The sequence below is a fragment of the Actinoplanes rectilineatus genome (assembly GCF_000962825.1).
GTDB classification, from domain to species: domain Bacteria; phylum Actinomycetota; class Actinomycetes; order Mycobacteriales; family Micromonosporaceae; genus Actinoplanes; species Actinoplanes rectilineatus.
In genome coordinates, this window is sequence record NZ_JZKF01000036.1 from 74,432 (window position 1) to 88,338 (window position 13,907).

General features: G+C 70.5%; 8 protein-coding genes. 5 read left to right on the forward strand and 3 right to left on the reverse strand.

Translation table 11 applies throughout. The features are described 5' to 3' along the window. Positions 1-361: 361 nt before the first annotated feature. The gene (locus WH85_RS25515) at positions 362-5,731 is read right to left on the reverse strand and encodes a beta strand repeat-containing protein (RefSeq protein ID WP_052720789.1); all 5,370 of its coding nucleotides are present in this window, start codon (positions 5,729-5,731) and stop codon (positions 362-364) included. Positions 5,732-5,899: 168 nt separating this feature from the next. On the opposite strand from WH85_RS25515, the gene WH85_RS25520 reads away from it, so the two are divergent. Next, entirely contained in the window at positions 5,900-7,699 is a 1,800-nt protein-coding gene (locus tag WH85_RS25520; RefSeq protein ID WP_045744531.1) for a glycerol-3-phosphate dehydrogenase/oxidase, read from the forward strand. Next, positions 7,696-7,980: a DUF4031 domain-containing protein gene (locus tag WH85_RS25525; protein WP_045744532.1), complete on the forward strand. Its 285-nt coding sequence runs from the start codon at positions 7,696-7,698 to the stop codon at positions 7,978-7,980. Before WH85_RS25520 ends, WH85_RS25525 begins: the two co-directional genes overlap by 4 nt. Here the strand turns inward: WH85_RS25525 and WH85_RS25530 are convergent. After that, complete coding sequence (locus tag WH85_RS25530; RefSeq protein WP_045744533.1) at positions 7,952-8,590, reverse strand: HD domain-containing protein; 639 nt, start codon at positions 8,588-8,590, stop codon at positions 7,952-7,954. The genes WH85_RS25525 and WH85_RS25530 overlap by 29 nt on opposite strands. 29 nt (positions 8,591-8,619) lie before the next feature. On the opposite strand from WH85_RS25530, the gene WH85_RS25535 reads away from it, so the two are divergent. Beyond that, positions 8,620-9,798, forward strand: a complete 1,179-nt coding sequence (locus WH85_RS25535; protein WP_045744534.1) for an FUSC family protein — start codon at positions 8,620-8,622, stop codon at positions 9,796-9,798. A 57-nt stretch (positions 9,799-9,855) separates the two neighbouring features. Next, positions 9,856-11,808, forward strand: a complete 1,953-nt coding sequence (locus WH85_RS25540; RefSeq protein ID WP_245674087.1) for a PrsW family intramembrane metalloprotease — start codon at positions 9,856-9,858, stop codon at positions 11,806-11,808. 240 nt (positions 11,809-12,048) lie between these two features. Here WH85_RS25540 and WH85_RS25545 read toward each other — a convergent pair whose 3' ends face one another. Continuing rightward, positions 12,049-12,345 (reverse strand): GroES family chaperonin, encoded by a 297-nt coding sequence (locus tag WH85_RS25545; protein WP_211275439.1) that lies wholly within the window; start codon positions 12,343-12,345, stop codon positions 12,049-12,051. Between the two features lie 167 nt (positions 12,346-12,512). On the opposite strand from WH85_RS25545, the gene WH85_RS25550 reads away from it, so the two are divergent. Then, positions 12,513-13,772 carry an AI-2E family transporter gene (locus WH85_RS25550; RefSeq protein ID WP_045744536.1) on the forward strand — a complete coding sequence of 420 codons (1,260 nt, stop codon included), beginning with the start codon at positions 12,513-12,515 and terminating at the stop codon, positions 13,770-13,772. Positions 13,773-13,907: the final 135 nt, after the last annotated feature.

Sequence of the window (13,907 nt, forward strand, 5' to 3'; positions counted from 1 at the left end):
CCGGATCAATCATCGGGTGCGGGTACCTGCCGTTTTGGGGCAGTCGACGCACCCAGACCCATGATCGGGTGCGGTTGTCGCCTCGACTCGCTGTGATCGGGTGCGTCTGCCGTCCTTGCTTATCGCGATCGGGTGCTCCTGCCGCCTGACTCGTCGTGATTGGGTGCGGCTGCCGCCTAGGACCGTCGTGATTGGGTGCGCCTGCTGTCCGGGACCGTCGTGATCAGGTGCGTTCTTCGTTCTGCGCTGCTTGGCGGGCGGGCAGCGAGCGGGGCCGGGGCGGGCACGGGGCGGGCCTTGGATAGGAAGCAGGGGCGGACCTGGTGGTCCGCCCCTGCGAGTGGGCTATGGGAGTGGGAGGTCAGCGACGGTGGCGGCCCCCATTACGGTGTCGGCCCGGACCGGTGCCGAGGAAGACCTCGCGGATGCCTTCCGGCAGGAGGGCCGGACCGCGGACGCCGATCGTGTACAGGATGCCGCCGAACAACAGGACCACGGTGCCCGTCGTGACCATCGTGGCGATGTTCTGGCCGGTCGTGGCCAGGCTGTCGGCCGCGGTCACCTCGATCGTCACCTCGGCGGAGTCGGTGCCGCCCTGGCCGTCGCTGATCGTGTACGCGAACGAGTCCGTCCCGCTCGCGAAGCTGTCCTTGGGCTTGTAGGCCACCAGCCCGGCCGTCGTGAGGACCGCGGTGCCGTGTTCGGCCTTGCCGACGCTGGTGATCGTGATGTCGTCGCCGTCAGGGTCGGTGTCGTCGACCGCCGGGTTGAAAACTATCGCGTATCCGGCGGTGACGGTCAGGGTGTTGTCGGTCGCCACCGGTGGCTGGTTGGTGCCGGCCACCGTCACGGTGATCGTCCCCTGTGTCACGTTGCCTTCGTCGTCCACCGCCTCGTAGGTGAAGGAGTCGGTGCCCCGGAAACCTTCGTTCGGCGTGTACGTGACCGTGCCGTCCGCGTTCAGGACCGCGGTGCCGTTGTCCGGTTCGCCGATCGAGGTGGGGGTGATCTTCTTGCCGTTCTTGTCGACGGTCGGCATGGTGATCGTCAGGGCGGTGCCCGGTTTGGCGCGGACCGTCTTGTCGGGTGCGGCGGGCGGCTTGTTCACGGTCACGGTCACGGTGGCGGTGACCTCGTTGTTGTTCGCGTCGCCGGCGGTGTATTCGAAGGTGGCCACGCCGGTGAAGCCGGTCGGCGGGGTGTAGGTGACCTTCTGGTCGTCCTGGACGGCGTTGCCCTTGGTCGGTGTGCCGACCTCGGTCAGGGTGAGGGAGCCGCTCGGGTCGACGTCGTTCTCGAGGACGTCGATGCTCACTGCTTTGCCGTACGCCGTGCTGGCCGTGTCGTCGACGGCGACCGGTTTGTCGTCGGCGACCGTCACGGTGACTGTTCCCGTGGCGGTGCCGCCGTCACCGTCGGACACCTCGTACGTGAAGGTGTCGGCCCCGGAGAATCCGGCTTCCGGGGTGTACCGGACCATTTTGCCGGTGATCTCCGCGGTGCCGTGTCCGGGTGTGCCGACCGATGTCACGCTCAGTTCGTCGTCGTTGGCGTCGGTGTCGTTGTCCAGGACGGAGATGTCGACGGCTTCGTCGTGTACGACGGCGGCGGTGTCCGCCACCGCGACGGGCGGCGCGTTCTTCACCGTCACGTTGACCGTCGCGGTGGAGGTGTGCCCGCCGGTGTCCTGGGCCACGTATGTGAAGGTGTCGTCGCCCCGGTACTTCGCCGCCGGCGTGTAGGTGACTGTCTTGCCGGCGTTGATCGTCGCGGTGCCGTGGGCGGGCTGGCTCACCGACGCCACGGTGAGGGCGTCGCCTTCGGGGTCGGTGTCGTTGCCCAGCACGTCGATCGTGACGGGTTTGCCGGTCTCGGTGGTCGCGGTGTCCGCCGTCGCGATCGGTGCTCCGTCGATGACCATCGTGACGGTGGCCTGGTCCTGGCCGCCTGCCGAGTCGCTGACCGTGTAGCTGAAGGTGTCGCTGCCGGTGGCGTCGGCGGCCGCGGTGTAGGTGACCTCACCGTTGTCCAGGGTGGCCGTGCCTTTCGCCGGGGTGGTCACCGAGAGCACCGTCAGTGTCTGTTGCACGCCGGTGTTCGGGTCCTTGTTCGGGTCGGTGTCGTTGGCCAGGACGGGCAGGATCTTCGTCTCGCCGGGCGTGATCGGGTAGGTGTCGTCGACGGCGATCGGTGGCGCGTTGTTCACCGTGATGGTGACCGTGCCGGTGTCGCTGAGGCCGTGGCCGTCGGCCGCGGTGTAGGTGAAGGTGTCGGTGCCGGAGAATCCGGACTTCGGCGTGTACGTGATGCTGCCGTCGGCGTTGCGGACGGCCGTCCCGTACGCGGGTGTGGTCGACGCGCTCAGGGTGAGGGTGTCGCCGTTCGGGTCGGTGTCGTTGGCCAGTACCGGGACGGTGACCGCGGTGTCCGTGTCGGTGGTGGCCGCGTCGGGCTGGGCGGTCGGCGCCGAGTTGACCACGGTGACCTCGCCGTCGCCGCCGGCCGAGCCGCCCTTGCCGTCGGTCACCGTGTAGTGGAAGGTGTCCTTCCCGATGAAGCCGTCCCGCGGGGTGTAGACGATCTTGCCGTTGACCACGGTCGCGGTGCCGTGGGTGGGCGGGGTGTCGATGGTGATGGTCAGCGTGTCGCCGTTCGGGTCGGTGGCCGGCACGGTGATCGTCTCGGGCGCGTTGGTGCTGACCGTGACGGCGATGTCTCCGGCGGTCGGCACCCCGTTGGCCACCGTCACGGTCACCGTGCCGGTGTCGGTTCCGCCTTTGCCGTCGCTGATCGTGTACGTGAAGGAGTCCGTACCCGAGAATCCGGTGTCCGGGGTGTAGGTGATCGTGCCGTTGCTGTTGCGCACCACGGTGCCGTGTGCCGGTGTCGTCGTGCCGGTGACCGTGAGGGTGTCGCCGTTCGGGTCGGTGGAGTCACCGGCCGGGTCCAGGGTCACCGGTGTGCCGTACGGCGTGGCCGGTGTCTTGTCGACCGCCACCGGTGGGGCGTTGCCGATGTTCACGGTGACGCTGCCGGTCGCGGTGTTCGTGCCGTCGGTGATCGTGTACGTGAAGGTGGCGGCTCCGGAGTACCCGCTCGGCGGCGTGTAGAGGATCTTGCCGTTGCTGATGCTCGCCGTGCCGTGGTTCGGTGTGCCGACCGCGGAGATGCTCAGCGTGTCGCCGTTCGCGTCGGTGTCGTTGGCCAGCACGTCGATCGTCGCCGTGCCGCCGTACGCCACGGTCGCCGTGTCGCCGGCGGCCACCGGCGTCGCGTTGGCCACCGTGACCCGTACGGTCGCGGTGTCGGTGCCGCCCGCGCCGTCAGCGATGGTGTACGTGAAGACCGCCGTCCCCTTGAACGTGCTGCTCGGCGTGTAGACCACCCGGTTGGTGCCGCTGTTGATGGTCACCGCGCCGGCCCCGGACTGCGGCTGGGTCACCGCGTTGACCGTCCGGGCGTCGTTGTTCGGGTCGGTGTCGTTGGCGACCACGTCGATCGTGATCGGGGTGTTGGCCGCGGTGGCGACCGTGTCGTCGGCCGCGACCGGCGGCGCGTTCTGCGTGGTGACCGTGACCGTGCCGCTCGTCGACCCGCCTTCGCCGTCGCTGACCGTGTACGAGAACGTGTCGGCCCCGCGCCAACTGCTCGGCGTCGGCGTGTACGTGATCGTGTAGTCGGCGTTGACCACGACCGTCCCGTGGCTGGGCGCGGTGGCGGCGGTGACGGTCAGGTCGCTCTGCTGGTTGTCCGCGTCGGTGTCGTTGGCCAGCACGTCGATGTCGACCGGGGTGTCGTGCGGCGTGGTCGCGGTGTCTCCGACCGGCTGGGGCGCGGTGTTGACCCGCAGCCCGGCGGAGGCCGTGTTGTTGCTGCTGTCCGGGTCGGAGCCGGATCCGGAGGCGGTGACCGTCGCGGTCGCCGTCGCGCTCGCCGTGTTGCCGGCCGTCGCCGGGATCGTCACCGTCGTCTGGGTGGTGGGGGCGAGGTCGGCGAGCGTGCAGGTGATCACCTGGCCGGCGGCGGTGCAACCGCTGGGCAGGGTGCCCGCGGTGACGCCGGTCGGCAGGGTGAGTACGGCCCGGGGTGCCGGTTCGAGTTCCGGTCCGATGTTGTCCACGGTGACGGTGTAGCTGATCGTGCTGGTGCCCGCGGCCCGCTGCACCACGGTCGGCGCCACCGCGACGTCGGCCCGCAGGTCGGCGTCCGGCTGCTGGACGGTCAGGGTGGAGGTGTCGCCGGTGCTGGTGACCGAGACCGAGGTGGAGTTGCCGTTGGACGACATGTTCGCCACGTTGACGATGCTGGTGCCGGCCGGGGTCGCAGTGTCGATCTTCACCCGGAACGTGACGGTCTTGGACGATCCGGTGGCCGGGGAGGGCGTCAGCGTACCCAGATCGAAGGTCGTCCTGGCACTGCCGAAGTTCGCCTCGTCGGTGTCGCTCGCATCGGTCTTGGTGTTGCCGTCGATGGTGAGCGTCCCGGGGACGTAGGTGGTGTTGCTGGGGATCGCGTCGGTCAGCAGGGTGCTGTCGGCGGTGTCGTCGCCGGTGTTGCGCACCAGGATCGAGTACTCGACGATGTCGCCGGGCACCAGGTCGCCGCCGTTGAGGTCGGTGGGTGTGGTGGTGGCGACCAGCCGCGGGGCGATCACGTCGGTGGTGAAGGTGACGACACCCGGATAGAAGACCTCACCGCCGGTGGACAGCGTCAGCGTGGCCATGGTGGCGCCGGCCGCCAGTTTGCCGCTCGCGTCGAACTGGTCGGCGTCGACACCCATCAGGTTGGGATAGCTCGGTGTCCGGTCGGTGATCGCGACGCCGTTCTCGCTCACCGTGCTGTTGAAGAAGTTGGTCACCGGGTTGAGGGCGTCCGACATCGCCACGCCGTCCAGTTTGAGCTGGTCGCCGGTGCGCCCCAGGTCGCCCTCGTACACGACGGCACCGATCTTGGCGTTGTCCTGGCCGTTCGACGGCGTCTTGAAACCGGAGATCGGGATGTCGACGGAGGACGTGGTGGTGTTCACCACGCCGAACCCGTCGTAGACGCGCAGGCTGCGGACCGACAGGTTGTCGTTGTGGTACGCGATCACCAGCGACCATCCGGCATACCGGTCCACGCCGGTGCCCGCCTGGACGTTGGCGACCGTGTAGCTTCCGTTGCCCGCGCCGGAGACCAGCGTCGTCACGTCCTTGAAGCCCTGATACGAGTTGATCGTGCTGTCGCTGTAGAGCGTGTCCGCGGTGAGCGTGGTCCAGGAACCGGTGGCGGGCGTCGCGAAGAGCACCTTGTTGTTGTCCGCCGCGGTGAGCGCCGCCGCGCCGTTGGTGCCGGCCGTGAGGTTGCCGCTCCAATAGAGACCGGCGAAGAGCACGTTGCTTCCGGTGGGCATGGAGATGGTCGCCGAGCTGTGATTGAACGTCGTCGCATCACTGTCGGTGTTGATGTACTCCATGTTGTACCCGTTGTTGTTCAGCGTGTCGCCGCCGTTGTCCACACCCTGTTGACCGGCCGTGCAGTTGGTGGTGGCCGCCGGGCACTGCATGACGGTGTTGCCGCGAAGCTCGATCGCTCCGTTGGTGTTGGCGCTGAACCGCGAGGTGAACGGGTTCGTGATCGCCGCGTTGGCGTCCTCGGTGAAGACCGCGATGCCCGTCACCGCCAGCAGGGCGACGGCAGCCAGGAGAGCGACCGGCCGGTACGGGCGGGCGCGCAGAGCAACTCTATGCATTAGTCGTCCCGATCGTGCATGAGCCCGAGCTCCGACAGCCCGGGCCGCACGGCCGACGCTAGGAACGCTCAGGTGCAGGACGAGCAAACCCGTGGTGCAGATCGGTTGCATCCCGGGTGCCGTTCGGTTCCAACGACCGGCAGGCGTACGGCGGCTAGTCTGGGACAGGTGCGCGATCCCTCCGTCTCCCGTTATGCCGCAGGCCGGCTCTCGCCCATCCGGCGCACCGCCGACCTGCGACGACTCCGTGACGAACAGTTCGACGTGCTGGTCATCGGTGGTGGTGTCACCGGTGCCGGTGCGGCCCTGGACGCCGCCTCCCGGGGCTTGAAGGTCGCCCTCGTCGAGGCCCGCGACTTCGCCGCCGGCACGTCCAGCCGGTCCAGCAAGCTCATCCACGGTGGCCTGCGATACCTGGAACAGCTCGAGCTGCACCTGGTGCACGAGGCGCTGACCGAACGGGGGCTGCTCGCCACCCGTCTCGCGCCGCACCTGGTGCGCCCGGTGCCCATCCTGGTCCCGCTGCCCGCCACCGGCCTGCCGCAACGTGCCTGGCAGCGGGCATATTACGGGCTCGGCGTCGCGGCGTACGACGTGTTCGCCGGTGTCTTCGGCACGGGCCGGGGGATGCCGCTGCACCGGCACCTGACCCGCGAGGGCACCCGGCACCTCTTCCCCAGTCTGCGGGCCGACCAGGTGGCCGGCGCGATCCGCTACTACGACGGCCAGGTCGACGACGCGCGGCTGGTGGTCAACCTGGCCCGCACCGCGGCCAGCCTCGGCGCGGCCGTGGTCACCAGTGCCCGGGTCACCGGTTTCGTGCGCGAGGCGCGCGAGGTCGTCGGTGTCCGGGTCCGCGACCTGGAAACCCCCGACTCCGAGGAGTTCGAGGTCCGGGCCAGGACGGTCGTCGCCGCCACCGGCGTGTGGAGCGACGACATGTCGCAGATGCTGCGCGACGTGGGTGTCCGCCCGGGTCTGCGGGTCCGCGCCTCCAAGGGCGTACACCTGGTGGTGCCCCGTTCGGCGATCACCGGCGAGGCCGGCCTGATCCTGCGGACCGCCACCAGCGTGCTCTTCGTGATCCCGTGGGGCGGCCACTGGATCATCGGCACCACCGACACCGACTGGCAGCTGGACCGTTCGCACCCGGCCGCCTCGGCCCGCGACATCCGCTACCTGCTGGACCAGGTCAACTCGGTCCTCGATCGGCCGCTGACCACCGACGACATCGAGGGCGTGTACGCCGGCCTGCGCCCGCTGCTCTCCGGCGAGGCCGACTCGACCTCGAAACTGTCCCGTGAGCACGCCGTGGTCGAGCCGATGCTGGGCCTGCTGCTGGTCGCCGGCGGGAAATACACCACCTACCGGGTGATGGCCGCGGACGTCATCGACCGCGCGGTGCGCCGCCTCGGCGGGGCCGCCCGGCCGTCACGGACCGCGGAACTCCCCCTGCTCGGCGCGGACGGGTACACCGCGGCGTGGCGCGACCGGCAGGACACCGCCCGGCGGCACGGCGTCACCACGGGCGTCGTGGAACACCTCCTGGAGCGGTACGGGACGCTGACCGTACACCTGCTGGCGATGATGGAAGCGGAGCCGGCGCTCGCCGCACCGCTGGCCGGGGCACCGGAATACCTCGCGGTCGAGATCGCCTACGCGGCGCTCGCCGAGGGCGCGCTGCACCTGGACGACGTGCTGACCCGGCGCCTGCGCGTGTCGATCGAGACCGCGCACCGCGGCGCCGAGTCGGCCGCGCACGCCGCCGAGGTGATGGGCGAGGTGCTCGGCTGGGACGCGACCGTGCGGCAGAAGGAGATCGAGCACTACCTGGCGCGGGTCACCGCGGAACGGCAGTCGCAGACCATGCCGGACGACGCGACCGCCGACGCGGCCCGCATCGGCGCGCCGGACGTGCGTGGCCTGGCCGCCGACCGCTCGGTGGACCTGCACGAGATCGAACTTTGATCCTCGTCGACGAACCTCGCTGGCCGGGTCGTGGCCACCTCTGGTCACACCTGGTCAGCGACGTCTCCTACGCGGAGCTGCACGTCTTCGCCGAGATGCTCGGTGCGCCGCGCAGGGCGTTCGACCGCGACCACTACGACATCCCGGCGTTCCGGTTCCCCAGCGCGCTCTGGCTGGGCGCGACGCTGCTGCCGTCCCGCGAGATCGCCGCCCGGCTCCGGGCGTCCGGCCTGCGACGCCCGAAGCACCTGGTCAGGCGAGTGCTTCCAGCTCGGCCTTGAGATTGGCCTGCGCGCGGTCCTCCCACTCGTCGCGGACGGCCGCGTGCCGGTAGATCGACGGCAGTTCCAGCAGCGCGGTCAGCACCCGGGTCCGGCCCTCGCGGAACGCGGTGTCCGGGACGTGCGCGTACTCGCGGCGGATCGCGTCGGTGTATCGGGCGTACCGCTCGTCGTCGGCGGCCAGGATCGCCAGGTCGGCGTCGCAGAGCAGCTCGCCGTCCGGGTCGTCGTCCTCGGTGGCGTGCCCGGCGGTCAGCCCGACCAGGCGGGACACGTCCGCGGCCACCTCGTCCGGCACGCCCAGGCTCTGCAACAGGCCTTCGGCGAACTCGGCGCTGTCCCGCTCGTTGGAGTCGCCGAGCGCCCGCGGGTCGTAGACGGCGTCGTGCATCCAGGCGGCCAGGCGTACCCGTTCGGGGTGCGGGGCGAGCGCGGCGAACCGGTCCACCACCGCCAGCACCTCCGTCAGATGCGTCACGTCGTGGTAGTGCCGCTGCGGTTCGGTCCAGCGGCTGAGCAGGTACTGCGCGGCGGCGTCGAGGTCGGCGTCGCTCGTGCCGGCGCCCGCGTCACGGGCCGCCGTCCGGAAAGCTTCGGGCAGAGATGTCACCCCGGCATCCTGACACGTAGGTTGAGGCCATGATCCGCCTCGGCAAGCCGGACCGCGTCACGGTCCGGGTCAACGCGGCGCTGCACCGGGGCCGGGCCGGGCTGATGCTGGCCCTGCAGGCCGGCCTCGCCGCCGGACTGGCCTGGTTCCTGGCCCACGACGTGTTCGGCCGGCAGATGCCGTTCTTCGCGCCGATTGCCGCGGTGATCACGCTGGGCTCGTCGGTGGGGCAGCGGCTGCGGCGGACCTCCGAACTGGTGATCGGCGTCGCGGCCGGGATCGGTCTCGGCGACGGGATCATCCTGCTGATCGGGGCCGGGCCGATGCAGATCGGCCTGATCGTGCTGCTCGCCGTGCTGCTGGCCACCGCGGTCGGCGGCGGCTCCCCGCTGATCGTGCAGTCCGCGTCGTCGGCGGTGCTGGTGGCCACCCTGACCTCCACCACCGGCCAGCCGTGGACCCGGTTCTTCGACGCCCTGGTCGGCGGGGGCATCGCGCTCGCGGTGATGACCGTGCTGCTGCCGATCAACCCGCTGACCGTGGTGCGGCGGGCCGCGAACCCCGCGCTGCGCGCCTTCACCGACGGGCTCCACGAGGCGGCCCGCGGCCTGGCGGACGCCGACCCGGTGGTGGTCCAGGCCTCGTTGGACCGGTTGCGCGCCGCCGAGGGTACGTTCGCCGCCTTCCGCACCGCGATCGACGCGGCCGAGGAGAACGTGGCGTTCGCCCCCGCACGCTGGCGGGCCCGCGGAGCCCTCGCCCAGTACGTGGACGGTGCGGCACAGCTCACCTACTCGCTGCGCAACGTGCGGGTGATGATCCGCCGCTCGCTGACCGCGCTGCAGGACAACGAGCCGATCCCGGAGGTGCTGCCGGTCGCGATGCGGCACCTCGGCGACGCGGTGGAACTGCTGCGACTGGAATGGGACCACGGAGACGAGCCGGCCGGGGCTCGGGCACAGGCGCTGGTCGCGGCGGCCGAGTCGGGCGTGGCGTACCAGGCCGGGGTCGGATATTCCGGCGGGGTGGTGGTGGCGCAGATCCGGACCTCGGTCGGTGATCTGCTGCGGGCCACCGGCATCGAACACGCCGAGGCGACCCGTCAGGTCCGCGAGGCGATCGGCTGGACGGAGCGCTCGCACGGCAGCCGGCGTCGCCAGGGACGGACCCGTCCGGCGGCGCCCGGGTCCGGATCGATGCCTTCTTGATCGGTTTCGCCCTCCTCGGGCACGTCCGGTGCGGAACCGGTGACTACGCTGGCGGACATGGCCGACGTCTCGCCGGCCGGGTCGCCCGACCCGGCTGCCCACCCGCAGGCAGTCACCCCTGACGCCGAAGCGCCCCAGGGCGTGCCCGAGGCGGTCCCCGCCGCGCCCTCGCCCTCTTACGAGCAGGCCTCTCATGAGCATGAGCAGGCCTCTTACGAGCAGGCCGCCGCCGACGGGGAGACGACCGGGCAGGTGATCCTGCCGGACACGGTGGCGCAGGACCCGGTCCCGCCCTACCCGGCGGCGACCGACGCGAAGGCGCCGATCCCGGGCCGCCGCATCGGATGGCGGCGCTGGCTGCCGATCGGCGCGGTCATCTCGCTGATCGCCGCCGCGGCCATCGGCATGCTGGTCTACCTCGGCTACAGCCTCGGCATCACCGCGCTGGCCATCGGCCTGACCGCGGCGATCCTGCCGGTCCCGCTGCTGGCCAGCAGCTTCGCCTGGCTCGACCGCTACGAGCCGGAGCCGGTGAAATATCTGGTCTTCTGCTTCGCCTGGGGTGCGGCCGTGGCGACCGCGGTCGCCCTGGTGGTCAACACCGGCGCGGCCTGGCTGTTCGACAAGATCGGTCTGCCCGACGCGCTGGTCGCGGTCCTGATCGCCCCCTTCATCGAGGAGTCGATGAAGGTCCTCGGCCCGCTGCTGCTGTTCTGGCGGCGCCGCGCCGAGTGGTCCGGCATCACCGACGGCATCGTCTACTGCGGTCTCTCCGCGCTCGGCTTCGCGATGGTGGAGAACGTGCTCTACCTCGGCGGCCACGGCTACGCCACCGGTGCCGACGAGTACGGCCCGGCGACCGGCCTGCAGAACGTCTTCCTGATCTTCATCGTGCGGATCCTGTTCACCGGATTCGCGCACCCGCTCTTCACCTCGATGGCCGGCATCGGCCTGGGCATCGCGGCCCGGTCCGCCGACCGGACGGTGCGCTGGCTCGCCCCGGTCGCCGGCCTGCTCGCCGCGATGATCCTGCACGGCACGTTCAACCTGCTGCCGACGCTCTCCGCGGCCACCGGCGAGTCCTACATCATGCTGTACGGGTACCTCGGCTTCATGGTGCCGTTCTTCTTCGCGGTCGTCGGCTTCGCCATCGCGCTGCGCAGCTGGGAGGGCCGGCTGGCCGAGCGGGTGCTGCACTACTACGTGCGGACCGGCTGGTTCGCGCCGCCGGAGGTGGCCGCGCTGGGCAGCCTGGGCCGCCGGCACTCGGCCCGGCAGTGGGCCCGCCGGGTGGCCGGGCCGGACGGTCACCGGGCGATGCGCAGCTTCCAGTTCGCCTCGACCCGGCTGGCGCTGCTACGTGACGGCATGCAGCGCGGTCTGGCCCGAAGCCCGCGTGATCTGGAACGGTCGACGATCGAGGAGCGGGAACTCCTCGCCGCGGTCACCGGATACCGTTCGGTCTTCGCCGGCCGGGATCCGCAGATGCCGCAGGCCTGGTGGGACGGGCACACCTATCGGATCGCGTTCCCGGACGGGGTGGTGCGGATGGTCACGCCACCGGCCGAACCGGTCATGCCGGTGCCGGTGACGATGCCCGCGCCGCCTCCGCCGCCGGTCTACCCCACCTATGGGGGATATCCGGGTTACCCGGGTCAGCAGGGATACCCGGGATACCCGACGAGTGTGCCGCCGTTCGCCCCGGTGCCGAGTTCCGGCATGCCGGGTCACTACGGTCAGCCGTCGGCGCCGCCGTACTACGGTCCGCCACCTCAGTACGGTCAGCAGCCCCAGTACGGTCCGCCGCCCCAGTACGGTCAGCAGCCCCAGTACGGCCCGCCACCTCAGTACGGTCAGCAGCCCCAGTACGGTCAGCAGCCCCAGTACTACGGTCAGCCTCACTATGACGGTCAGCCGCCGCAGTACGGTCAGCAGCCGCAGTACGGTCAGCAGCCGCAGTACGGGCAGCCGCAGCCGGACCACAACCCGTGGCAGCCCCCGCAGGGCTGACCCGCCCGGAGAGACGAAGTCGGCGAACCAGAGCCGGAGGCCCAGACACGTTTCGTGGTCAGGGTGCGAAGCCCATCCGCGTGGTGATTTCGGGCGCGCTGGACGCCCGAAGTCACCACACCGGTGGGGGTGTGGTGATTACGGGCGCGCTGGACGCCCCAAGTCACCACACCCGTGGGGGGTGTGGTGTTTTCGGGTGGTCAGCACTGTCACCACACAGACGCTGATCGTGGAACGGGTCTAGAGGTAGAGCCCGGTCCCGTCCGACTCCACCCGGTCCGCCGCGACGGCGTGCACGTCCCGCTCGCGGAGCAGGACGTAGCCCTTGCCGTGCAGCTCCACCTCGGAACGGTCGTCCGGGTCGAACAGCACCCGGTCGCCGACCACGATCGACCGCACGTTCGGCCCGACTCCCACCGCGGTCGCCCAGGACAGGCGACGGCCCATCGAGGCCGTCGCGGGGATCACGATGCCCGCGGTCGATCGTCGTTCGCCCTCGCCGCCGTCCTGGCGGACGAGGACGCGGTCGTGCAGCATCCGGATCGGCAATCCGGTGTCGGTGCGGGTGTCGGCGCTCACGAGTGCAGACGGTACGCCGCTGTCCTGGGTAGTTGTCGGCGTGGTCCGGGTATGGCCGGTACTGCGTCACCGGTGCGCGGGCACTACCGTGAGAGCCGTGTGACCGATGGTGAGGGGGTAGCCGGTTGAATCGCTTCCGGCGCGTTCGGGACAACCTGAAGAGGGCCTACGACTCCGGGCGGGACTCGGTGCGTACTGCTCGCGCGGCCTCGTCCTCACAGGAGCGCTGGACCGACTACGACGAGTTCGTTCCACCACCGCCGGATCCGGCGATCGTGCACCACTCGACGAGCAGTCGCGACGACGCCGATGTGCCGCAGCCGTTGCGGATAGCGGCCGCATGGAGCTGGCGGCTGATCGTGGTCGGTGTGGTCGGCTGGGCGCTGTTGCAGCTGATCGGGGTGGTCAGTGTGGTGGTGGTGCCGCTCGCCATCGCGCTGCTGCTCACCGCGCTGCTCAAGCCGGCCGTCGGCTGGCTGCTCGGTCTGCGGTTGCCGCCGTCGCTGGCGACCTTCCTGGTGCTGGTCGGCGGGCTGGCCGCGGTGGCCGGCACGTTGACGCTGGTGGTGAACCAGTTCATCGAGGGCGTGCCGCAGCTGACCCAGAACGCGACGGCGGGTGTCCGGCAGATCCAGGACTGGGCGCGGACCGGCCCGCTGCACCTGTCCGACGCGCAGGTCGACCAGGCGATCGACTCCGGCCAGGAGTGGATCAACGCGAACACGTCGTCGCTGACGTCGACCGGCATCGCCACCGCGGCGACCATCGCGGAGCTGGTGACCGGTCTGCTGCTGGTGCTCTTCGCGACGTTCTTCTTCCTGCGTGACGGCCGCAAGATCTGGCGGTTCCTCGTGCGGCTGTTCCCGGTGAGCGCGCGCTGGTCGCTGGCCGACGCCGGGGACGCGTCCTGGCGGACCCTGGGCGCGTACGTGCGGGCCACGGTGCTGGTGGCGTTCATCGATGCTCTCGGCATCGGCCTGGCCCTGCTGGTGCTCGAGGTGCCGTTCCCGTTCCCGCTGGCCGCCCTGGTGTTCCTGGGCGCGTTCATCCCGATCGTCGGGGCGAGCGTGTCGGGTGCGGTGGCCGTGCTGGTGGCGCTGGTCGATCAGGGCTGGGTGGTCGCCCTGATCACGCTGGGCGCGGTGATCCTGGTGCAGCAGGTGGAGGGTCACGTGCTGCAGCCGCTGATCATGGGCCGGGCGGTGGCCGTGCACCCGCTCGCGGTGATCATCGGGATCGCCTGTGGTGTGGTGCTGGCCGGCATCATCGGCGCGCTGGTGGCGGTGCCGCTGATCGCGGTGCTGAACACCGGCGTCCGGCGACTGTCCCGGCGGCGACCCGAGATCCCACCCGACGCGGTGGTGGTGACCACCGGAAACGCCTGACCCCCGTTCGGTGTGTTGAGTTGCGGCGTCCACGGCGCCGCAATTCACCACACTCCAAGGGCTGTGTTGAGTTGTGGCGTTCATGGCGCCGCAATTCACCACACTCCAAGGGCTGTGTTGAGTTGTGGCGTTCAT